Annotated in this window: 21 protein-coding genes, 1 tRNA gene and 2 pseudogenes; 12 read left to right on the forward strand and 12 right to left on the reverse strand. The window is 72.7% G+C overall.

What is annotated here, in order from left to right; all coding sequences use genetic code 11:
- Together ADK55_RS36230 and ADK55_RS10015 are read left to right on the forward strand one after the other, a co-directional pair.
- Nucleotides 1-166, forward strand: a 166-nt coding sequence (locus ADK55_RS36230) for a putative Ig domain-containing protein (RefSeq protein ID WP_199826457.1), incomplete at its 5' end; no start/stop codon positions are given.
- Between the two features lie 85 nt (nt 167-251).
- Nucleotides 252-1175, forward strand: a complete 924-nt coding sequence (locus ADK55_RS10015; protein WP_053677150.1) for an SDR family oxidoreductase — start codon at nt 252-254, stop codon at nt 1173-1175.
- 13 nt (nt 1176-1188) lie between these two features.
- Here ADK55_RS10015 and ADK55_RS10020 read toward each other — a convergent pair whose 3' ends face one another.
- Nucleotides 1189-1953, reverse strand: coding sequence for a TetR/AcrR family transcriptional regulator (locus tag ADK55_RS10020; protein WP_053677152.1), 765 nt, complete (start codon nt 1951-1953; stop codon nt 1189-1191).
- 94 nt (nt 1954-2047) lie between these two features.
- On the opposite strand from ADK55_RS10020, the gene ADK55_RS10025 reads away from it, so the two are divergent.
- Both ADK55_RS10025 and ADK55_RS10030 read left to right on the forward strand, forming a co-directional pair.
- A complete protein-coding gene (locus ADK55_RS10025; RefSeq protein ID WP_053677154.1) occupies nt 2048-2458 on the forward strand; it encodes a VOC family protein in 411 nt (136 codons plus the stop codon).
- Between the two features lie 8 nt (nt 2459-2466).
- Nucleotides 2467-4740: an ATP-binding cassette domain-containing protein gene (locus tag ADK55_RS10030; protein ID WP_053677155.1), complete on the forward strand. Its 2274-nt coding sequence runs from the start codon at nt 2467-2469 to the stop codon at nt 4738-4740.
- Nucleotides 4741-4803: 63 nt separating this feature from the next.
- Here ADK55_RS10030 and ADK55_RS10035 read toward each other — a convergent pair.
- Nucleotides 4804-5897, reverse strand: a pseudogene (locus tag ADK55_RS10035) (enoyl-CoA hydratase/isomerase family protein).
- 121 nt (nt 5898-6018) lie between these two features.
- On the opposite strand from ADK55_RS10035, the gene ADK55_RS10040 reads away from it, so the two are divergent.
- Nucleotides 6019-6654 (forward strand): ATP-binding protein, encoded by a 636-nt coding sequence (locus ADK55_RS10040; protein ID WP_234349986.1) that lies wholly within the window; start codon nt 6019-6021, stop codon nt 6652-6654.
- Nucleotides 6655-6715: 61 nt separating this feature from the next.
- Here ADK55_RS10040 and ADK55_RS10045 read toward each other — a convergent pair.
- Nucleotides 6716-7545: pseudogene (locus tag ADK55_RS10045) on the reverse strand (AraC family transcriptional regulator).
- A gap of 117 nt (nt 7546-7662) precedes the next feature.
- On the opposite strand from ADK55_RS10045, the gene ADK55_RS10050 reads away from it, so the two are divergent.
- Genes ADK55_RS10050 through ADK55_RS10060 form a run of 3 tightly spaced genes read left to right on the forward strand, consistent with a single transcriptional unit; the run spans nt 7663 to nt 9971 of the window.
- Nucleotides 7663-8805 (forward strand): MFS transporter, encoded by a 1143-nt coding sequence (locus tag ADK55_RS10050; protein ID WP_053677158.1) that lies wholly within the window; start codon nt 7663-7665, stop codon nt 8803-8805.
- Nucleotides 8806-8847: 42 nt separating this feature from the next.
- Nucleotides 8848-9300 (forward strand): MarR family winged helix-turn-helix transcriptional regulator, encoded by a 453-nt coding sequence (locus ADK55_RS10055; protein ID WP_053677160.1) that lies wholly within the window; start codon nt 8848-8850, stop codon nt 9298-9300.
- A gap of 29 nt (nt 9301-9329) precedes the next feature.
- Nucleotides 9330-9971 (forward strand): hydrolase, encoded by a 642-nt coding sequence (locus ADK55_RS10060; protein ID WP_053677163.1) that lies wholly within the window; start codon nt 9330-9332, stop codon nt 9969-9971.
- Here the strand turns inward: ADK55_RS10060 and ADK55_RS10065 are convergent.
- The 3 genes from ADK55_RS10065 to ADK55_RS10075 all read right to left on the reverse strand — a co-directional run bounded on the left by ADK55_RS10065 (nt 9955) and on the right by ADK55_RS10075 (nt 11252).
- Nucleotides 9955-10401, reverse strand: coding sequence for an ATP-binding protein (locus tag ADK55_RS10065; protein ID WP_053677165.1), 447 nt, complete (start codon nt 10399-10401; stop codon nt 9955-9957). The two genes, ADK55_RS10060 and ADK55_RS10065, sit on opposite strands and share 17 nt — an antisense overlap.
- A gap of 77 nt (nt 10402-10478) precedes the next feature.
- Nucleotides 10479-10844: an STAS domain-containing protein gene (locus ADK55_RS10070; protein ID WP_053677167.1), complete on the reverse strand. Its 366-nt coding sequence runs from the start codon at nt 10842-10844 to the stop codon at nt 10479-10481.
- Between the two features lie 334 nt (nt 10845-11178).
- A tRNA-Pro gene (locus tag ADK55_RS10075) sits at nt 11179-11252 on the reverse strand.
- A 116-nt stretch (nt 11253-11368) separates the two neighbouring features.
- Between ADK55_RS10075 and ADK55_RS10080 the strand changes: the two genes are divergently transcribed.
- Nucleotides 11369-11860: a DUF309 domain-containing protein gene (locus tag ADK55_RS10080; protein WP_053677169.1), complete on the forward strand. Its 492-nt coding sequence runs from the start codon at nt 11369-11371 to the stop codon at nt 11858-11860.
- Nucleotides 11861-11878: 18 nt separating this feature from the next.
- Here ADK55_RS10080 and ADK55_RS10085 read toward each other — a convergent pair whose 3' ends face one another.
- From ADK55_RS10085 to ADK55_RS10100, 4 genes are read right to left on the reverse strand one after another with little or no spacing between them, the layout of a single operon-like run.
- Entirely contained in the window at nt 11879-12268 is a 390-nt protein-coding gene (locus ADK55_RS10085; protein ID WP_053677171.1) for a VOC family protein, read from the reverse strand.
- Between the two features lie 5 nt (nt 12269-12273).
- On the reverse strand, nt 12274-12906 hold the full coding sequence (locus tag ADK55_RS10090) for a LutC/YkgG family protein (protein ID WP_053677173.1): 633 nt from the start codon (nt 12904-12906) through the stop codon (nt 12274-12276).
- Nucleotides 12903-14384, reverse strand: coding sequence for a lactate utilization protein B (locus tag ADK55_RS10095; protein WP_053677175.1), 1482 nt, complete (start codon nt 14382-14384; stop codon nt 12903-12905). The genes ADK55_RS10090 and ADK55_RS10095 overlap by 4 nt, the downstream gene beginning before the upstream one ends.
- Nucleotides 14381-15136 (reverse strand): (Fe-S)-binding protein, encoded by a 756-nt coding sequence (locus tag ADK55_RS10100; protein WP_053677177.1) that lies wholly within the window; start codon nt 15134-15136, stop codon nt 14381-14383. The genes ADK55_RS10095 and ADK55_RS10100 overlap by 4 nt, the downstream gene beginning before the upstream one ends.
- Nucleotides 15137-15154: 18 nt before the next feature.
- Here ADK55_RS10100 and cobF point away from each other — a divergent pair, with 18 nt between their 5' ends.
- Nucleotides 15155-15907, forward strand: coding sequence for a precorrin-6A synthase (deacetylating) (gene cobF, locus ADK55_RS10105; RefSeq protein ID WP_053677179.1), 753 nt, complete (start codon nt 15155-15157; stop codon nt 15905-15907).
- On the opposite strand, the gene ADK55_RS10110 is transcribed toward cobF, so the two are convergent.
- Together ADK55_RS10110 and ADK55_RS10115 are read right to left on the reverse strand one after the other, a co-directional pair.
- Nucleotides 15894-17042, reverse strand: coding sequence for an aminotransferase class V-fold PLP-dependent enzyme (locus tag ADK55_RS10110; RefSeq protein WP_053677181.1), 1149 nt, complete (start codon nt 17040-17042; stop codon nt 15894-15896). The two genes, cobF and ADK55_RS10110, sit on opposite strands and share 14 nt — an antisense overlap.
- A 164-nt stretch (nt 17043-17206) precedes the next feature.
- The gene (locus ADK55_RS10115; RefSeq protein WP_053677183.1) at nt 17207-18910 is read right to left on the reverse strand and encodes a glycoside hydrolase family 71 protein; all 1704 of its coding nucleotides are present in this window, start codon (nt 18908-18910) and stop codon (nt 17207-17209) included.
- Between the two features lie 608 nt (nt 18911-19518).
- Between ADK55_RS10115 and ADK55_RS10120 the strand changes: the two genes are divergently transcribed.
- Together ADK55_RS10120 and ADK55_RS10125 are read left to right on the forward strand one after the other, a co-directional pair.
- Nucleotides 19519-19938, forward strand: a complete 420-nt coding sequence (locus ADK55_RS10120) for a hypothetical protein (RefSeq protein ID WP_053677184.1) — start codon at nt 19519-19521, stop codon at nt 19936-19938.
- Between the two features lie 229 nt (nt 19939-20167).
- Nucleotides 20168-21580, forward strand: coding sequence for a sulfatase (locus ADK55_RS10125; RefSeq protein ID WP_053677186.1), 1413 nt, complete (start codon nt 20168-20170; stop codon nt 21578-21580).
- The last annotated feature ends 33 nt before the right edge of the window (nt 21581-21613 follow it).

Raw genomic sequence — 21613 nt, forward strand, 5'->3', positions numbered from 1 at the left:
CTACACCACCACCACACTCCCCTGGGGACTCACCCTCGACCCCACCACCGGCCGCATCACCGGCAAACCCTGGACCACCGGAACCCACCCCATCACCGCCACCGCCACCGACCCCACCGGAGCCACCACCCACACCACCTTCACCCTCACCCTCCACTGGTTCTGATCCCCCCGCCGGGGTGGCGCCGGGGCCCGACGCCGCGCCCGCCGATCGCCGCGCCCCGCGCGACGCGGCGTCGTAGGCTCGGGGCATGGCGGACGCAGAGCAGACCCTCCGGGGCAAGGTCGCCCTGGTGGCGGGCGGGACACGGGGCGCGGGCCGGGGCATCGCGGTGCAACTGGGCGCGCGGGGCGCGACCGTGTACGTGTCGGGGCGCAGCACGACCGGCAAGCGGTCGGAGTACGACCGGCCGGAGACGATCGAGGAGACGGCCGCGCTCGTGACGGCGGCCGGCGGTCACGGGATCGCGGTGGTGGCGGACCATCTGGTGTCCGAGGAGGTCGAGGCGCTGGTCCGGCGGATCGACTCCGAGCAGGGCCGGCTGGACGTCCTGGTCAACGACATCTGGGGTGGCGAGCTGCTCTTCGAGTGGGAGAGCACCGTCTGGGAGCACGACCTCGACAAGGGGCTGCGCCTGATGCGCCTCGCGGTGGAGACCCACGCGATCACCAGCCATCACGCGCTGCCGCTGCTGCTGCGCGGTCCGGGCGGGCTGGTGGTGGAGATGACGGACGGGACGGCCGAGTACAACGCGAGCCGCTACCGGGTGTCGTTCTTCTACGACATCGCGAAGTCGGCCGTGTTGCGGATGGCGTTCGCCCTCGGCCACGAGTTGGGGCCGCGCGGCGCGACGGCGGTGGCGCTGACCCCGGGTTGGCTGCGGTCGGAGATGATGCTGGAGCACTTCGGCGTGACCGAGGCGAACTGGCGGGACGCGCTGGAGAGGGTCCCGCACTTCGGGATCTCCGAGACCCCCGCCTACGTCGGTCGCGCGGTCGCCGCGCTCGCCGCCGACCCCGAGGTGTCGCGCTGGAACGGGCAGTCCCTCTCCAGCGGGCAGCTGGCCCGGGTCTACGGTTTCACTGACCTGGACGGCAGCCGGCCGGACGCCTGGCGGTACATGGTCGAGGTCCAGGACCCGGACCGCCCGGCGGACACCACCGGCTACCGCTGAGCGTCGGGCCCCCTCACTCCGGGTCCCGCCGCCCCTCCACCCGTCGGGCGAGCCCGTCGAGGACGCAGCGCAGCCCGAAGTCCCACACGACCTCGGGCCGGTAGCCGCCGACGGCGCTGCCGACGCGTCCGGCGAGCGGGTAGCGCTCGGCGTCCATGGCCCGCTCCAGCAGCGGGGCGCTGACGGCCCACCACTCGTCGTCGCTCTGCCGGTCGTTGTGGGCCGCGGCGTCGGCGGCGGCCAGGGCGTTGGCGTGCACGAAGCCCAGCAGGTGGGTGAGGGCGGCGTCCATCTCGACGTCGGTCAGGCCGATGCCGTCGAACGCCGCCAGTTCGTGTTCGTACTTGCCGATCACTCCGGGGCCCAGCGGGGGTCGGGTGACCGGGAGGTCGGCGATCCACGGGTGGCGCAGGAACAGGTCCCGGTTGTCGTCGGCGACCCGTGCGACCCGGGCCCGCCAGGGGTCGTCGGCGCGCGTGTCACGGCGCGCCATGCGCCGGTACGCCTCGTCGAGCATCAGGTCGAGCAGCTCCGCCTTGCCCGGTACGTAGGTGTAGAGGGTCATCGGGGTCACTCCCAGCCGGCCGGCCAGGGCCCGCATGGTGAGGGCCGCCAGGCCCTCCTCGTCCGCGAGCGCGAGCGCGGACTCGACGACGGCGTCGACGGTGAGTCCCTGGCGGGGGCCGCGCCGCCCGCTCGGCGCCCCCTGCCCGGGCTCCCTCCACAGCAGTTCCAGGGTGCGGACGGGGTCGCCCGCACCGCTCCGGTCCTTCGCCATGCCCGGCTCCTTCCAGCCCGCGTCAGAATCTCTCTACGGCGTACAGACTACTATGTACAATATAAAGCCGAGCCATCGAGACGCGAGGAGTTCCGTGCAGATCGCCAGTTCCGCCATATCCCTCAACGTTGACGACGTTCCCGCCTCCGCGACCTTTCTGACCAGTCATTTCGGCTTCCGGGAGGCCATGTCCGCCGACGGATTCGTCTCGCTCGCCCACCCGGACGGCCCGCAGGTGATCTTCCTGCGCCGGGGACTCGAACTCCTCCCCGAGGGCTTCCGGGACGAGCGCGCGGCCGGCCTGATCCTGGTGTTCACCGTCACCGATCTGCCGCGCGAGCACGAACGACTGCGCGCGGCGGGCGTCCCCATCACCATGGCGCCGCGCGAAGAGCCCTGGGGCGAACGGCTGTTCCAGGTCACCGACCCGAACGGCGTGATCATCGAACTCGTCGACTGGATCACCACCCCCGGCGCCGACGAGCCGGCCGACACCCACCAGTAGGAGCCCCCGTGACCTCTCAGCCCATCGCGGCCGCCGACGCCCACCAGGTCATCCAGGTCCGGGGCGCCCGGGAGAACAACCTCGCGGACGTCTCGCTCGACATCCCCAAGCGCCGCCTCACCGTCTTCACCGGGGTCTCCGGCTCCGGCAAGTCCTCGCTGGTCTTCGGCACCATCGCCGCCGAGTCCCAACGCATGATCAACGAGACGTACACCGCGTTCATCCAGTCGTTCATGCCGAGCCTGGGCCGCCCCGACGTGGACGGACTGCACAACCTCAGCGCCGCGATCGTGGTCGACCAGGAGCGGATGGGAGCCAACTCCCGCTCCACCGTGGGCACCGCCACCGACGCCTACACGATGCTGCGGATCGTCTTCTCCCGGCTCGGTGTCCCGCACATCGGCACGTCCACCGCCTTCAGCTTCAACACCCCCGACGGCATGTGCGCCCGCTGCGAGGGCATCGGCCAGGTCTCCGACATCGCCGTCGACCAGCTCGTCGACCGCGAACTCTCCCTCAACGAGGGCGCGATCACCGTCCCCGGCTTCGCCGTGGACTCGTGGTACTGGCAGGTCATGGCGAACTCCGGCCTCTACTCCCCCGACACCAAGCTCAAGGACTTCACCGAGCGGGAGTGGGCCGACTTCCTGCACAAGCCCTCGGTGAAGGTGAAGGTGGGCTCCAACAACTTCACCTACGAGGGCCTGATCACCAAGATCCAGCGCACCTACCTCGCCAAGGACCGCGAGGCCATGCAGTCCCACATCCGGGCCTTCGTGGACCGGGCCGTGGTCTTCGCCGACTGCCCCGACTGCGGGGGCACCCGGCTCTCCGCCGCCGCGCTGTCCTCGCGGATCGACGGGGCGAACATCGCGGACTGCTCGGCCATGCAGATCAGCGATCTGGCCGCGTTCGTCCGGCGGATCGACGATCCGGCCGTCGCCCCCATGATCGCCAACCTGCGGGACCTGCTGGACTCCCTCGTCGAGATCGGCCTCGGCTATCTGAGCCTGGACCGCCCCTCCGGCACCCTGTCGGGCGGCGAGGCCCAGCGCGTCAAGATGGTCCGCCACCTCGGTTCCTCGCTGACGGACATCACCTACGTCTTCGACGAGCCGACCACCGGCCTGCACCCGCACGACATCCGACGCATGAACGACCTGCTGCTGCGGCTGCGCGACAAGGGCAACACCGTCCTGGTCGTGGAGCACAAGCCGGAGGTCATCGCCATCGCCGACCACGTCGTGGACCTCGGCCCGGGGGCGGGCACCGCCGGCGGGCGGCTCTGCTACAGCGGGGACGTGGCCGGACTGCGCGCCTCCGACACGCTCACCGGCCGACACCTCGAACACCGGGCCGCCCTGCGCGAGCCCGTGCGCACCCCGCGCGGCCACCTGTCCGTCAAGGACGCCGACCTGCACAACCTCAAGGACGTCAGCGTGGACGTCCCCCTGGGCGTACTGACGGTGGTGACCGGCGTCGCGGGCTCCGGCAAGAGTTCCCTGATCCACGGCTACCTCTCCGGACGGGACGGGGTGGTGGTCGCCGACCAGTCGCCGATCCGGGGCTCGCGCCGCTCCAACCCGGCCACGTACACGGGCCTGCTCAACCCGATCCGCACCGCCTTCGCCAAGGCCAACGGGGTCAAGGCGGCGCTGTTCAGCGCCAACTCCGAGGGCGCCTGTCCGAAGTGCACCGGTCTCGGTCTCGTCTACACCGACCTGGCGATGATGGCCGGGGTGGCCTCGGTCTGCGAGCAGTGCGAGGGCAGGCGCTTCACGCCCGAGGTGCTCACGTACCGGCTGCGCGGCAAGAACATCAGCGAGGTGCTCGACATGCCGGTGACGGAGGCGCACGCGTTCTTCACCACCGGCCAGGCCAGGGCGATCCTGGGCCGGCTCGCGGACGTGGGGCTGGGCTACCTGCGGCTCGGGCAGCCGCTGAACACCCTGTCGGGAGGCGAGCGCCAGCGGCTCAAGCTCGCCATCAACATGGCGGAGAAGGCCTCGACGTACATCCTGGACGAGCCGACGACCGGCCTGCACATGGCCGACGTCGACAAGCTCCTCGCCCTGCTGGACCGCCTCGTGGACGACGGCAACTCGGTCATCGTCATCGAGCACCACCAGGCGGTGATGGCCCACGCGGACTGGCTGATCGACATCGGTCCGGGCGGCGGCCACGCGGGCGGCAGCGTGGTCTTCGAGGGCACTCCGGCCCAACTGGTATCGGATGCCGACACATTGACGGCACGTCACCTGCGGGAGTACGTCGGCTCCTGACGGCAGGGTGGGATGTCGGGCCGCCGCCCACCGCCGTGCGCGGGAGGCGGCGGCCCGACTCGCTCAGCCGGTGACGCTCTCGTCCCGCGCCTCCGGGAAGATCAGTTCGCGATCCGCCCCGAGCGGGGCGAAGAAGCGGGCCACGTCGCTCTCGGTGACCGCTTCGAGGGTGGCGGGCGACCAACGGGGCCTGCGGTCCTTGTCGATCACCTGGGCTCGGACGCCCTCCACCAGGTCGGGCGATGCCAGGGCGTTGCAGGAGACCCGGTACTCCTGCTCCAGCACCCATTCGAGGGGCCCGAGTTCGCGCGCCCGGCGCACGGCGGCCAGGGTGACCTTGAGGGCGGTGGGCGACTTGGTCAGGATGGTCTCGGCGGCCGCCTTGGCCTCGGGTTCGTTCGCCGCGAGGAGCCTTTCGACGATCTCCTCCACGGTGTCGGCCGCGTAGCAGGGGTCGATCCACCGCCGGTGCTCGGCCAGTTCGGCGTGTCCGGGCGTGGCGACGTGGTGGGGAAGCACCTCGTGGACCGGGGCGAGGAGGAGTTCGGCGGTCAACTCCGGCAGCCGCCCGGCGGGGACGAAGTGCCCGGCGAGCCCGCACAACAGGGCGTCGGCCGCGCCGACGGCCGTTCCGGTCAGGGCCAGGTGGAGGCCCAACTCCCCGGGGGCGCGACCCAGGAGGTAGGTGCCGCCGACGTCCGGGACGAAGCCGATGCCGGTCTCGGGCATCGCCACGCGGGAGCGTTCGGTGACGATGCGGACGTTGCCGTGGGCCGAGATCCCGACTCCGCCACCCATCACGATGCCGTCCATCAACGCCACGTACGGCTTGGGATAGCGGGCGATGAGCGCGTTCAACCGGTACTCGTCCCGCCAGAAGTCCGCCGACGCCGTACCGCCGGCCTTGGCATCGTCGTGGATGGCCCGGATGTCACCGCCCGCACACAGCCCACGCTCGCCGGCGCCTCGCCGGCGCCACGCAGGAGGACCTGGGTCACACCGGGATTCCGCTCCCAGTCCGTCAGCGCCTCGGTGATCCGCAGCACCATGGGGTGGGTGAGCGCGTTGAGGGCCCTGGGCCGGTTGAGGGTGATCACCCCGGTATGGCCGTCGATCTCGATCAGGACCGTCTCGTCTGTGGCGTCTTCGCTCTTCATACCGGTCAGTATGGAGTGTGGTCCGCCTCGCGGAAGATCATCGCGATGGTGTCGGTCGACCCGGACACCCTCGCGATGGGGAGACCCCCATGTCCACGACACGGTCTTGCATACTTCCGTGATGAATGGTTCGAGCGCGTCATGGCGCAACACCACGCACGACTGGGCGAGTTCCGTGGATCCGGAGCACCTCGCCCTGATCCGCCGGGACCCGGCCGGCCTCGCTCCCGGCGGGGTACGGCAGCTGGTCCTGGAGGTCCTCGCCTATGCGGCGGACGAGGCGGAGTACAGGGGCGCGGGCCGCTGCACCGTGACGCTCCACCCCGACGGGTCGGTGTCCGTCGCGGACGACGGGCGGGGTACCGACACCCGCTTCGACGAGCACGGCCGGCCGGTGCGCAAGCCCGTCATGGCGACGAAGGACCTGCGGTTCTTCGACCACCCCGACGCCGAGTCGCTGCCCGACGGGCATCCCCGCCGGGGCATGTCCGTCGTCGCGGCGCTGAGCGAGTGGCTCGTCCACACCAACCGCCGTGCGGGCGGAGCCTGGAGCCAACGCTACGAGCACGGTGTGCCGGCGACCGGTCTGACGCCGATCGCGGACGACGGCACCACGGGCACGGTCGTCCACTTCCGCCCCGCCGGACCGGCGGCCACGCCCGACACCGCGTGCGATCTGGTCGTCGAGCAGCTCGCCGGCTTCGCCGCGGCCTGGCCCCGCCTGTCCGTCGACTTCGACGACCGCCGCGCCGACTGACCCCACGGGCGCGCCGAGACCCGCCGACCGGCGCCCGCGGCCGGACCGGCCCGCGGGCCGGTTACAGGTGCGTGCCCGGTGTGTGGCCGAAGGCGCGCCGGAACACGTCGATGAACGCGCTCGCGGACGACCAGCCGCAGCGGTGCGCGACCGCGGTCACCGGCGTTCCCACCGCGAGCAACCGCAGCGCCTGGTGCAGCCGCAGCTGCGTGCGCCACTGCGGTCGGTCACCGGCGTTCCCACCGCGAGCAATCGCAGCGCCTGGTGCAGCCGCAGCTGCGTGCGCCACTGCGGGAACGTCATGCCCAGGTCGGCGCGGAACAGCCGGCTCAGCGTGCGTTCCCCCGCTCCCGCGCCGGCCGCCGCTCCCAGCGCCGCCAGTCCCCGCCCGTCCGCCGGATCGGCTTCCAGCACCGCGCACACCGCCGCCAGTCGGGGGTCGGTGGGCGCGGGCAGGTGCAGGGGCTGGAGCGGCGAGACCCGCAGTCGGTCGAGCAGCACCACCAGCAGGCGGCGGCGTGCCGGGCTCCCGTCGTCCGGTTCGCGGGTGTAGGCCAGGATCAGTTCCCGCAACAGCGGTCCCACCGCGATCACCGCCGGCCGGTCCGGGGGCAGCGGCGCGTGGCGGGTCGGCAGGCCCACGCAGTGCAGGTCGGTCCGCCCGTACGCGCGGTGCTCGTGGACCGTCCCGGCCGGGATCCACAGCGCGCGGGTGGTGGGCGCGACCCACGTGCCGGCGTCGGTGGTGACGGAGAGCATCCCGGAGCCCGCGTAGGCGATCTGGTGATCGTCGTGGTGGTGCGCGGGGATCCCGACGTGGGTGTCGAGCCGGTTGACGTTGGTCAGGGCCCGCGGCCGGTGCTCCGCGTCGGGTTGGCGGAATTTCTGCATCACCGGGCATTTTATCGGAAGCGGGATGCCCTGCCTCCGGGAGATTCTCGATCGGTGACATCGATCGCGACACCCTCCGTGCCCCACCGACCCCGACCTACGCCCGGCCGCCTGCGCGTGGCCGGCTTCTCCGCCGGTCACGCCTGCGTGGACGTCTATCAGGGCGCGGTCTCCGCTCTCGTGCCCCTTCTCGTCTCCGAGCGGGCCTACGGTTACGCCGCCGCTTCCGGCATCGTCCTCGCCGCGTCCCTCCTCTCCTCCGTGGCGCAGCCGCTGTTCGGGGCGCTCACCGACCGGCGGGCCGTGCCCTGGTTGATCCCGGTGGCCGCGGGGGCCGCCGGGGTCGGGATCGCGCTCGTCGGTCTGGACGCCGGGTACCGCGCCACCCTGGCGGCGGTCGCCGTGTCCGGGCTCGGGGTGGCCGCGTACCACCCGGCGGCGGCTCGTCTCGTGCGCACCTGGCCGGGCGACGGGCACGCCGCGATGAGCTGGTTCGCCCTCGGCGGGAACATCGGCTTCGCGTGCGCGCCGCTGCTGGTGTTCGCGGCGCTGTCGGTGTCCGGCCCGGCCGGATGGTGGCTGTTGGCGCTGCCGGCGGTCGTGGGCGTGTTCCTCAACCGGCCGCCGTCCGCCCGGAAGCGGGCCGGTACGAGCGACCCCGCCGTGCCGGGCGCCGCGCGGGCACGGGAGGACCGGCGGGCGTTCCTGCGCCTGTCGCTCGTCGTGGTCGTCCGCTCGGTCGTCTTCGTCGGGCTCAGCACCTTCATCGCGCTGTACGTGCGTGAGCGCGGGGGCGGTGCGAGCGCCGGGTCCGTGGCCCTGTTCGCCCTGTTCGCGGGCAGCGCGGGCGGCACCCTGCTCGGGGGGCGGCTCGCCGCGCGCTGGGGCCGGGTGCCCACCGTGCGCCGGGCCTACGCCGCCGCCGTCCCCGCCGTGGCGGGGATCCTGTTCCTGCCGCTGCCCCTCGTGTACGGGTGCGCCGCGCTGGCCGCCACCGCGTTGTACGTGCCGTTCTCGCTCCAGGTCACCCTGGGCCAGGACTACCTGCCGACCCGCGTGGGCACCGCGAGCGGGGTCACCCTGGGCCTGACGGTCAGCATCGGCGGGGTGGCGAGCCCGCTGATCGGCGCCCTCGCCGACGCCTCCTCACTGCGCACCGCGCTGCTGCCGCTGATCGTCCTGCCGCTCCTGGCGTGGGCCCTGGCCCGGCGCCTGCCCGAGCCCGCCGGGTCCGCGGGCCACACGCCCGAAAAGCCATAAGGTCACCTTGTAAGTTTGACTGTATGTCCCTAACGTGGCGACATGTCCCCCGATCCGTCCGCCACCCCCCGAGCCCCTCGGCTCCGTGACACGGCCGAGGAACTGGAACTCGCGCTCGGCATGCTGGTGCGGCAGATGAGGGCCGCCGCCGGTGGCGGGATCAGCCTGTCGCAGATGTCCGTGCTCAAGCGGCTCGACCGGCTCGGGCCCTGCACGGCGTCGGAGCTGGCCCGGGCGGAGAAGATCCGCCCCCAGTCCGTCATCGCCACCGTGAACTCCCTGCAGGCCGAGGGCCTCGTCGTCCGCACCCCGCACCCCACCGACGGGCGCAGGCTGCCGATCTCGCTCACCCCCGAGGGCCGGGCCCTCGTGAGCGAGCGCCGCGAGGCGGGCCACGGCCGGCTCGCCGAGCTGATCGTCGAGCGGCTGAGTCCGGCGGAGCAGCGGATGGTGGCCGATGTCGTACCACTGCTGCGGCGGTTGGCCGGGGACTGAACACCCCACGACCCGAGGAGAGCGACCCCATGACCGCGCCCACGTCCCCCGCACGCCCCGAGCCCGATCCGGCCCTTGATTCCGCCACGGCGCTGGTTCTCGTCGACCTCCAGAACGGAATCCTCGCCCTGCCCACGACCAGGCCGGCCCCCGAGGTCCTGAAGAACGGCATCGCCCTCGCCGAGGCCTTTCGCGCCCGGGGGCTGCCGGTGGTGCTGGTGCGGGTCGCCTGGTCCCCGGACGGCGGTGACCTGCCCGTTCGCCGGGTGGACCGGCCCGGCCCGGCCTCGGTCCCTCCCGCTTCGTTCTCGGAGATCCCGGCCGAGCTGGCGGCGCTCGGGACCGTGATCGTCACCAAGCGGCACTGGGGCGCGTTCACCGGCACCGAACTCGATCTGCAACTGCGCCGCCGGGGCGTGCGCCGCATCGTTCTCGCCGGCATCTCCACCAGCATCGGTGTGGAGTCGACGGCCCGCTCGGCCTGGGAGCACAGTTACGAGCTGGTCTTCGCCGAGGACGCCACGGCCGACACGGATCCCGACGCGCACGCCCACACCTTCGGCAAGATCTTCCCGCGCATCGGCCGGGTGAGCGCGACCGCCGAGGTCATCGCGGCCCTGGACGACCACAAGTCGAGCGCGGCCCCGGACGCCGTCACCCCGCGGGACTGACCGGCCCGCCGCCGGGGCCGTCCGTTCCGTCGGGCCCGACCTCCAGCCAGACGCACTTCCCGTCCGGGCCCGGTCGGGAACCCCAGGACCGGGCGAGCCGTTCCACGATCAGCATCCCGTGCCCACCGGGCCGCCCGGGTGCCGCCGAGCCCGCCGGCACCGGGACCGGCGGGGCCGGATTGCCGTCGGTCACCTCTATCCGCAGCCGCTCAGGCGTGCGGTCGAGGACGAGCACGCCCGGCCCTCCACCGTGCAAACAGGCGTTCGAGACGACCTCGGACACCAGGAGCAGTACGTCATCGGTCGCCTCCTGCGGCCACCGCCAGGTGTCGAGCGCCATGCGGGTGAAGTCCCGGCTGCGCGTGACCGGGTTCCGGGCGCCCGCCAGCTCCAGGAGCCAGGTCCGGTCGGACGACCCACGCTGCTCCATGGCGCTCAGACTCCTCGTGTCCGTGTCTCTGTTCCTGTGCGAACCGTCGGGCGTCCGGCCCGTCGGGTGTCGACGGCCTAGCCGGGCTGTCGACCGCTGAGCGCCTGTTCCACGTCGGCGTGTACGGGGAAGACCCCGTCCGCGCCGGTGATGCGGAACATCCGTGCGACGGGTCCGGTCAGGCCCGCCAGCTCCAGGGTGCCCTCGGCCTCCTGGGCCGTGATCCTGCTGTGCAGCAGGACGTTCAGACCGGTGGAATCGCAGAACTCCAGCTTCGAGAGATCCACCAGCAGGCGGACGCCCGGGGTGATCGCCGCGTCGAGGGCATCCCGCAGGGGCTGGGCCGTGTCGTGGTCCAGCTCCCCGGTGAGAGCCAGGATCACAGCGCCGTCCGTGGCCCGCTCCGCCACGGTGAACCGCTCTTTCTCCACTCCCGGCACCATCCGCCATCATCCTTCCGTCCCGCTGCCGATGCGCCTGCCCCGATACCGCCGGGATACGCGCCAAGGCATGAAGTCTGTCGGACCGGGCGGGCACATCCCCGCAACCGGTCGGGAACCACACCGTACGCGGAGGAGGACACCGCCCCGTCGGCGCCCGTGCCGCCCGGCCGGCACGCCCCCGCCCCACCCGAACGGCCGCCCGGGTCAGAGCACTTGACCGGGCGCGGAGCGAGAGGCGCAAGGAGTGCGGCGGACCGGGGACGGCCGGCGGAGAACGAAAGAGAGGCCGTATCGGATGAATCCGATACGGCCTCTGCTTCACGACTCTGTCGAGTCGGGACGACAGGATTTGAACCTGCGACCCCTTGACCCCCAGTCAAGTGCGCTACCAAGCTGCGCCACGTCCCGTTCTGCTTTGCGCCTTCCACCTGGGGTTTCCCCCTCGTGGCCGGGCACATGCAGAACATTACCCCACGCCGAGGGGTACGCGTGCACCGGTGATCGGCGGGAGAGAGGATGTCCGGGTGAACGCACGGGATCGGGATGGCGAGGGGCGGGCGCGGAGCGCGCGGCCGCGGGACGGACTCGGACGGCCGTTGCCGTACGGGACGCCGGGTGTCGGGCGGCAGCCCGAGGGGGTGGTGCGGACGCCCGCCGCGACGGTCGCGGAGGCGCAGCGGCTGCTGGACGCGGGGATGCCCTTCCACGCGCACGAGGTGTTCGAGGACGCCTGGAAGTCGGGTCCGCCGGCGGAGGCGGCGTTGTGGCGGGGCCTCGCCCAGTTGGCGGTGGGGCTCACGCACGCGGCGCGGGGGAACGCCACCGGCGGGGCCCGGTTGTTGCGGCGCGGCGCGGACGTCCTGGCCGGGCTGGACGCGCCGTACGGGATCGACCTGCCGGGGCTGGTGGGGTGGGCGCGGGCGCTGGCCGGCCGGGTCGAGGGCGGCGCGGTGGTGGACGCGGCGGCCGAGGCACCCCGGCTCGCCGCGACCCCGGACGGACCGCCGGCGGCCTGACCGTCCCGTGCCCGACCGCTACGCCGGCTGGAGCAGGTCCCAGCGGTTGCCGTACAGGTCCTCGAAGACCGCGACGGAGCCGTACGTCTCGTGGCGCGGTTCCTCCAGGAAGCGGACCCCCTCGGCGGTCATCCGGGCGTGGTCGCCCGCGAAGTCGTCGGTGTGGAGGAAGAACCCGACGCGTCCGCCGGTCTGGTCGCCGACCCGGGAACGCTGGGCCTCGTCCTTGGCGCGGGCGAGCAGCAGGGCCGCTTCGGTGGCGCCGCGCGGGCGGACCACGACCCAGCGGGAGCCGTCCGGTCGGGCGGTGTCCTCGACGAGGGTGAAGCCGAGGGCGCGGGTGTAGAAGTCGATGGCCTCGTCGTAGTCGTGGACGACGAGGGCGGTGAGGGCGATGTGTGCGGACATGGGTCCTATTGTGCGGAGCCGCCGAGCAGGACGACCTCCAGGGTCCGGGGGCCGTGTACGCCCTCCACCCGGTCGAGCTCGATGTCGCTGGTCGCCGAGGGCCCGGAGATCCAGGTCAGCGGGCGGGTGGGGTCCAGCCGGTCCAGGGCCTGCGGGATCGAGTCCACCAGTCGGTCGGGGATCCGCACGACGCAGACGTGGTGGTCGGGGATCAGGGTGATCCGACGCCGGCCCTGCTCGGGGCCTGCGTCGAGGACGAGGGTGCCGGTCTCCGCGACGGCCAGGGCGCAGCCGGTCACGACGCTGTCCACGCCGTCGAGTTCGAGGGGGGTGGACGCGGCCAGGTCGTGGACGAGGGTCACGTCGGCGTCGGCGAGCCAGTGCGGGGGCAGGTCGGGCGGCACGAGCACGGTGGCGGAGCCCCGTCGGGCGAGGAGTCGCGCCAGGAGCGGCGGCAGGTCGTCCTCGTCGGCGCGGTGGACCGTCGCCCGGTACTCGGTGAGGTGGGCGGCGAGCAGGTCGGCGCTCTGCTCGGGGGTGCGGGCGCCGTGTTCGCGGAGGTAGTCCCGGGGAACTTCCGTGTCGGGGCCGTCGACGGCTCGTCGGATGCGGCCCAGGATGAGGTCCCTGGTGCTCATCGGTGTTCCTCTCCCCGGTCGCCGCGTTCCCGGGTCCACCAGTCGCGGAACGATTCGGCGGGCGGGCGTGGCAGCTCGCGGCTGTCGGTCCAGGCCCGGCCGGGCCCGGGCAGTCGGCGCGGTCGCAGGCGGCGGGCGCGGGACAGCAGCCGCTCCCCCGCGCGGAGGGCGCCCGGGCGGTCGAGGAGGAGGCGGGCGGCCCGCATGGCGGCGCGTTCGGCGGTGTGGCCGCGGGCGGGACGGATGCGTACGCGGATGCCCTCGCGGGTGACGGGGCCGCCTTGGGCGACGCGTTCGCGGAGGTGGACGAGGACCTCGGGGATGTCGATGGCGACGGGGCAGACCTCGTAGCAGGCGCCGCACAGGGTGGAGGCGTAGGGCAGCGAGGCGTCGATCTCGCTTGCGGTGCCGCGCAGTTGGGGGCTGAGGATGGCGCCGATCGGGCCGGGGTAGACGGATCCGTAGGCGTGGCCGCCGGCGCGTTCGTAGACGGGGCAGACGTTCAGGCAGGCGGAGCAGCGGATGCAGCGCAGGGCCTGGCGGCCGACGGCGTCGGCGAGGGTGTCGGTGCGGCCGTTGTCGAGGAGGACGAGGTGGAAGGCGGTGGGGCCGTCGCCGTCAGTGGTGCCGGTCCACATGGTGGTGTAGGGGTTCATCCGCTCGGCCGTGGAGGAGCGCGGCAGCGTCTGGAGGAAGATCTCCAGGTCCCGGAAGGTCGGCACCACCTTCTCGATGCCCACGACCGAGATGAGGGTGTCGGGAAGGGTCAGGCACATCCGGCCGTTGCCCTCGGACTCGAGGACGACCATGGTGCCGGTCTCGGCGACCATGAAGTTGGCCCCGGACACGGCGACTTTGGCGCGCAGGAACTTCTCCCGCAGGTGCAGGCGGGCCGCTTCGGCGAGTTCGCGCGGGTCGTCGCCGAGACCGTCCGGTGCGGGTCTGCCCCAACTCGCCATCTCCGTGCGGAAGATGTCCCGGATCTCGGCCCGGTTGCGGTGGATGGCGGGGACCAGGATGTGCGAGGGCCGGTCGTGGCCGAGTTGCACGATGAGTTCGGCCAGGTCGGTTTCGTACGCGGCGATCCCGGCCGCCTCCAGGGCCTCGTTGAGGCCGATCTCCTGGGTGGCCATCGACTTGACCTTGACCACCTCGCGCTCGCCGGTGGCCAGGACCAGTGCCGTGACGATCCGGTTGGCCTCGTCCGCGTCGGCGGCCCAGTGGACGGTGCCGCCGGCCGCCGTGACGGACTCCTCCAACTCCAGCAGGTAGCGGTCGAGGTGGCGGAGCGTGTGGTCCTTGACCGCCTTGCCGGCCTCGCGGAGCCGATCCCAGTCCGCCAACTCCGCGACGGCGCGGGCCCGTTTGTCGCGGATGGTGTGCGTGGCGTGCCGGAGGTTGGCGCGCAGCACCTCGTCGTGCACGCCGTCGCGCGCCGCGGTGGGGAAGGCGGGCATGCCGAGCGGGATGGCGGTCATCGCAGGGGGTCCTCCTCGGTCGCGGCGAGGATCTCCGCGAGGTGCAGGGCGCGCGGCGGGACGTCACGGCGGCGGAGCATCCCGTCGAGGTGGGCGAGGCAGGAGTTGTCGGCGCCGCACAGCACCTCGGCGCCGGTGGAGGCGGCGCTGCGGATCTTGTCGGCGCCCATCGCGGCGGACACGTCCGGGTTCTTGACGGCGAAGGTGCCGCCGAAGCCGCAGCATTCCTCGGCCCCGGGGAGTTCGACCAGGTCCAGGCCCTTGACGGCGGCCAGCAGCCGCCGGGGGCGGTCCCCGAGGCCGAGGATCCGCAGGCCGTGGCAGGAGGGGTGGTAGGTGACGGTGTGCGGGAAGTACGCGCCGACGTCCACCACGCCGAGGACGTCGATCAGGAACTCGGTCAGCTCGTACACGCGGGGTGCGAGGTCGTCGGCGAGCCGGGCCAGTTCCGGGCCGCGTCCCTCGTCCCGTGCCCTGCGGCCGATCCGGGGGTAGTGCTCGCGGATCATGGCGGCGCAGGAAGCGGAGGGGGTGACCACGTGGGTGTGGCCCGCGAAGGCTTCGGCGGTGCGCCGCATCAGCGGTTCGCTCTCGTGGCGGTAGCCGGTGTTGTACTGCGGTTGTCCGCAGCAGCTCTGGGCGGCGGGGAAGTCCACGTGGACGCCGAGCCGCTCCAGGAGGCGGACCACGGCGATGCCGGTTCGGGGGTACAGCGCGTCGTTGACGCAGGTGACGAACAGGGCGGCGCGCATGACGGGCAGAATAGCCGGGTGAAGAAGTTCTACGTGATCGGCATCGGCGCGGGCGACCCGGACCACCTGACCCTCCAGGCGGTCAAGGCGATCGGCGCTTCGGACGCATTCCTCATCCTGGAGAAGGGCGAGGAGAAGTCGGACCTGACCGGGCTCCGGCGGGCGATGTTGGACGAGTACGCCCGGCCCGGCCACCGGCTGGTGGAGGGGCGTGACCCGGACCGGGACCGCACGCCGGCGCAGTACGCCCCGACCGTGGACGGCTGGCGCAGCGCCCGGGCGGAGATCTTCGAGCGGTTCATCGCCGAGGACCTGGCGGACGGCGAGACCGGGGCGTTCCTGGTGTGGGGCGACCCCTCGTTGTACGACTCGACGCTCGCGATCCTCGACGAGGTGCTGGAGAAGGGTCGGGTCGCCTTCGACCACGAGGTGGTCCCCGGCATCAGCAGCATCTCCTCCCTGCTCGCCCGGCACCGGACCACCTTGAACCGGGTGGGGCGCCCGGTGCAGATCACCACCGGGCGGCGGCTCGCGGAGGGCTGGCCGCAGGACGTGGACGACGTGGTGGTGATGTTGGACGCGCGGCACGCCTTCACGGCCCACCTCGACCAGGACCTCTACATCCATTGGGGCGCCTACGTCGGCACGCCCGACGAGATCCTGGTCTCGGGGAAGCTGGCGGAGGTGGCCGGGCGGATCGAGGAGCTGCGGACCGAGGCCCGCGCCCGCAAGGGTTGGATCATGGACACGTACCTGCTCAGGCGCCCTTGAGGTAGTCGGGCAGGGCGGCGGCCAGGCGTTCGTACTCCTCGGGCCGGTTGTAGATCTGGCCGCAGACCCTGATGCCGCCGCCGCCCGGCCAGGGCCAGATCAGTACGCGTACGCGCAGCTCGGCGGCGATCCGTTCGCGCAGGGCGCGGGCGCTCTCCTGGGTTTCGGCGATGCCCGGCGGCAGGCGCAGGGCGCGCATGGCGAGCCCCTCGGTGTGCGGGAGCGGGGTGAGCCCGGGGAGCTCGGCGAGCAGGGCGGCGCCGTGGGCGGCGAGCGCGGCGTTGTGGGCCCGCACCGCGGCCGCGTCGAGGTGTTCGAGGAGGTCCAGGCCCTCGGGTGCGGCCAGCCAGCCGGTGTAGTCGGCGGTGGCCCGGTTCTCGACGGAGCGGGGGAAGCCGTGCCGGTCCTCCCACGAGGGGACCAGGGCCCGGATCCGGGACCGGTGGCGCGGGGCGACGGCGAGGACGGCGCTGCCGGAGGGTGCGTACCCCCACTTGTGCAGGTTCCCGAACCAGAAGTCGGCGCCGCCGGCCAGCGGGTCGGCGAGCATGCCGGGGGCGTGGGCGCCGTCGACGATGGTGGTGACGCCGCGGGCGGCGAGGTCGGCGAGGAGCGCGGGGCCGGCGATGAGCCGGGCGGTCGGCGAGCTGACGTGGTCGAGGACCGCCACCTTGGTGCGGGGGGTGAGTGCGGCGAGCACGGTCTCCCGTACGGCGTCCTCGTCGGGGAGGTACGGGTCGAGGGTGACCGTGGTGAGGGGTGCGCGGCGGGCCGCCGCCTCGACGACCGTGCCGTAGCCGTGGTCGGTGACCAGGATCTCGTCGCCGTCGGCGAGGGTGACGGCGTCGAGGGCGAGGTTCGCGCCCTCGGTGGCGTTGGCGATGAAGCCGATGCCGTCCGCTTCGGTGCCGAGGTGGGTGGCGACCCGGGCGCGGGCGTCGGCGATGCGTTCCGGCACGCCGATGAAGAACACGTCGGGGTCGTGGTGGACCTCTGCCTGGAGTGCGGCGTGCGCCTGCTGCACGGGGACCGGCACGGCTCCGAACGATCCGTGGTTGAGGTGCGCCACGTCGGGGTCGAGCCGGAACAGGGCGCGCCCGCCGGGGAACTCCGCCGGGCGTTTCGGCTCGGTCACTGGGCCTCCGTGAGTGGGGTCGGCTGGTGTGCCGATCCTCTCCCGGGGCGGGTCCGGACCGGAAGACCGCCCCGCGGTCGGAAGGCGCCCCCTGGCCGAAGACCGCCCCGCCGCCGGCGGATCGCGGCTCCGGCCCGCGCGCGTGGCGCAGGCCCCGGGCCGGGCTACTCCCGGCCGCTCGTCGCCGCGTAGTACTGGAGGTCCTGGACTTCCACCTTGTGGTCGGCCGGGTAGGGGAGTTCGACCTCCGTCACGGTCCGGTCGGCCCGCACCACCTCCGCCGAACTGACGCCCGTCTTCAGCGGCAGCAGTTCGGTGTGGAGTCCGGCCGGGGCCTCGTGGGAGTCCTTGGCGGCGCCGACGGTCGTACGGATCTTCGCCGACCCCGTCAGGAAGCTCAGCACCTCCACGGTGTCCCGGGGGGCCGCGCTGCCCCTGCGCAGCGACATCACCAGCGACTGGTCGCCGGTCGGGTCGGCGGCGGCGAACTGGGTGCGGGCCGTGAGGTACAGGGTGTCGCGGACGATCCGCGGCCAACTGCCCGTCTTGAACCGGGTCAGGTAGTACGAGGTGAGGTCGAGGTAGGCGTACCCGTTGTGCAGGGACGGTGCGAACTGGCTGCCCTCGGAGTAGTCGTTCCAGGTGGTCAGCTGCACCCAGTCGGCGCCGTCGTCGATGGCGTGCGTCCATGTGGACCGGAGCGTGGCGGTGTTGCCGGCCTCGTCGTAGATGCCCTGGTTGGGGCGGGCGTCCTGGACGGATACGGGCTGCATCCAGATCTTGCCCATCTCGTGGGCCCGGCGCGCGTCGCGCGTCGAGCTCTCCTGGCCGACGTAACTGCGGCTGCCCCATTCGGAGAAGCCGTGGCTGATCGGTGCGAAGGCCGCGCCGTTGGCGCCGAAGTCGAGGAAGAGGGGGACGAAGGCGGTGCGGATGCCGTGCTTCGACTTCAGGTTGTCGATCACCCGGGTCCACCAGGCGACGTTCTTGGCCTCGGCCTTGAAGGGCGACACGACGAGGCGCCCGTCGCCGAGCCGGTGGGCGGCCGGGCTCTTGCCGAGGGCGGCGAGGGCGTCGGCGAGTACGCCCGGGTCGTCGGTCTTCAGCGAGGTCATGTCCGGCATCAGCATGATCTTGAAGTCGGGGGCGACCGAACGGGCGGCCTCCATCAGGAGGTTGGAGCGCTCCCAGTTCTTGCCGGAGAGGGAGAGCATGTCGAGGGTGAATCCGTCGATGCCGGCGGCGCGGGCGGTGCGCACCTCCTGCTGGAGGTTGGCGTACTCCCAGTTGCCGCCCTTGGGCGGGACGGGCAGCGGGCGGTCGCGCAGCAGGCCGCCGTAGCGCTCGTGCTTGCCGCTCTCCCCTTCGGGTTCGAGGTAGTTGCGGGTGTAGTAGTCGACGTCCGCGCTCGCGTTGTCGAGGGACAGCGGGTACGGGGTGAAGTAGTGGGCGAACACCAGCTTCTTGCCGGCGGAGCCCGAGCGCAGCGAGGCCGGTCGGGGCATGTCGAAGGGCAGGGCTCCCGCGGAGCGGGTGCCTCCGGTGTCCACCTGCCCCCGGGGGGTCGGCCGTTCGGACTCCGCGGGGGATCCGCTCGGGCTCGGTGTGGCCCCGGGCGTGCGGGACGCCTCGGGTGAGGGATCGCCGCCGGGGGCGATGGTCCGGGGCGCGTCGATCTCGGGCGTCGCACGGTACTGGTGGGCGTCGGCGGTGAAGGGGTCCCAGGCGATGCCCGTCGCGGCGCAGACGCCGACGAGCAGGAAGGCCGACATCAGGAACGTCAGCAGCGGTCTGCGCCCCCGGAAGCGGGGACGGCGTCGGTGCGACGCGGGTCGTGGATCCCGCTCTGCCCGCCGGTCCGCTCTCATGTGTGCCCCTCCCCGGAATATGCCCCGGCTGCGGGGCTGCACAGCAGTAGAGCCGATTCCCGGCTGTCAAACAACCGTTCCAGAGGGGCGGGGGTCCGGCACGTACGTCACGGGGACCACGGGAACTACGCCGACCGCTTTGCCTTGGCCAACACGGCCTCCGCTTCAGGGGCCTTGGCGCGCCCCGGCCGCAGGCGGGTCCCGCGTCCCCGCGAACACGTCCGCAACGCACCGCGCCCGTCCGCCGGCCGGCGGGCGCGCCCGGGACGGCGGACGCGCGCGTTGCCCACCTGGGCCTTGGCCCGCCGTGTTCCCCTCGCCGGGCTTCCCGCCGCGTGCGTCGTCTACCGACCCTCCACCATCCGGCCGACGCGCGTCACGCACGTCGTGGACCGCTCCGGGGGCGGGTGATGGCCGGCCGTGCGGGGGTGGGCCACGGCCGGCGTACGAACCATTCGGCGGAATGAGACATTCCCCTGGTCTTGCCATGAAACTGGCGCATAATCATCGGCATGCGGTCTGAAGCACGCCTCTTGCCGCGCCTGGTCACGCATGCAATGGGGGGCATCGTGCCGATGGGGGAATCTCGACCGGCCGGGACACTGCCGATGACATCGACGGAACTGTCATGGCTGCTCACCGCCGTCCGACGGGGCCGCGTGCTGACCGTGACCGGCCGGTTCCGCGCGCCGCGCAGCCTGTTGGTGCGCGACGTCGCACGGCGGCTCTCGTCCAACTTCTGCGACGGCGTGGCCGTGGTCACCGTCGCGGAGGCCGGTGGCGTACCTGAGCTCGTGGCCGCGCTGGGCTGCGTACCCGGCATGCCCTTCCTGCCCTGCGGCACGCGCGACGCCGCCTCCCGGCTCGCGGAGCGGGACATGCTCCTCGTCCTGGACGGCGTCGACCACCTGACGGCCGACACCCTGCGCTGGCTGCGCGAGCTTCTCGCCGTCGCGCCCGGACTGCGGATCCTGGCCGCCGGGCGCCATCCGCTGGCCGTCGGACAAGGCCGGGTCCACCGCCTCTGAGGCCCTGACGGCACATCGGGGTCCCACGGCTGCCGCGCCGGCCCGTCACGTGCGCGGCACAGCGCCGCCATGTTCGCGCCACAGCACTGCCACAGCACTGCCATGCGGCGGGCATTGAGTCGCGGCTGCTCGAATTCTAGGGTCTGACCTGCGGGTTCGGCGGGCCGTGAGGTCCGGTGCGAGCCCCGCGTACGTACGTCACCTTCCCCCGCGCGTACAGGAGACCCTCGTGAGCGAGCAGCACACCAGCGGACCCCGGAACTACCCCGTCGGCAGACGCGGCTTCCTCGCCGGCGCGGCGGCCGTGGCGGCCGCCGCGGCCACCCCGGCCCTTGCCCGGGACGCGGCGGCCTCGCCGGCCGCGGCACGCCCCAACATCCTGCTCATCGTCACCGACGACCAGCCCAAGCAGACCGACTGGGCCATACCGAAGACCATCGAGTGGCTGGGGGGCCACGGCGTCACCTTCACCCACGGGCACGCGGCGACCCCGCTGTGCGCACCGTCCCGGTCCTCCATCTTCTCCGGACGGCACGCGCACCACCACGGCGTGCGCAACAACTCGGCCTCGTACAGCCTCGACCAGTCGACCACCGTGCAGCGCCACCTCAAGCAGGCCGGCTACCGCACGGGGCTGTTCGGCAAGTACCTCAACTCCTGGACCCTCGCGGACGATCCGCCGCACTTCGAGGAGTTCGCCCTCCTCCAGCCCGGATACAACGACGCCCGCTGGAACGTGGACGGCACCGTCCAGCAGCTCCCCGGGTACACCACCAACATCGTCAAGAACCGGACGCTGGCCTTCCTCGACAAGTCGACCACCGACAGCCGGCCCTGGTTCGCGTACGTCACCCCGTACGCCTCGCACGCGCCGAACACGCCCGCACCGAAGTACACCGAAACGCCCGTCCCCGCCTGGAACGGGCGCCCCTCGGTCCCGGAGGACGACCGGTCGGACAAGCCCGCCTACATCCGCGACGCGACGTCCACCCTCGACGACGGCCGCGAGACCCGCAAGCGCCAACTGCGCAGCCTGCTCTCGGTGGACGACGCGGTGCGGGCCATCCACGACAAGCTCGTCGCGCTGGGCCAGTTGGAGAACACCCTCGTCGTCTTCACCGGGGACAACGGCTACACGTGGGCGGACCACGGCTGGACCAAGAAGTCGGTGCCCTACTCCCCCGCCCACGAGGTCCCCTTCTACCTGTCCTGGCCCGCCGGCGGTCTCGGCGGCGGCACCAAGGACCACCGCATCGTCGCGAACATCGACATCGCGCCGACGATCCTGGACGCCGCGGGCGTCGCGCGGCCCGCCGGTCAGGACGGGCGGTCCCTGCTCGGCTCCGAGTCCCGGGACCACCTGCTCGTCCAGTGGTGGAAGAAGGGCACCGGCGCCGAGGGGCCGAAGTCCTGGGCCTCGTACGTGGCCAAGGACAAGCAATACACGGAGTACTACGACCTGCACACCGACGCGACGGGCGCCGTGTCCGGTACCGGCCAGGTCACCTTCCGGGAGTACTACGACCTGGCCGCCGACCCGTACCAGCTGAAGAACCTGCTGTACCAGGCCACACCCGCGCAGGAGCAGGCCCTCGGCGTCCCCGCGCTGGCGGCGCGGCTGGCCGCCGACCGCGCCGGCTGAGCCCCGCCCCCGCCCGTTCCGCCCACCCAGGAG

The organism is Streptomyces sp. WM4235 (assembly GCF_001279725.1).
Lineage (GTDB): Bacteria > Actinomycetota > Actinomycetes > Streptomycetales > Streptomycetaceae > Streptomyces.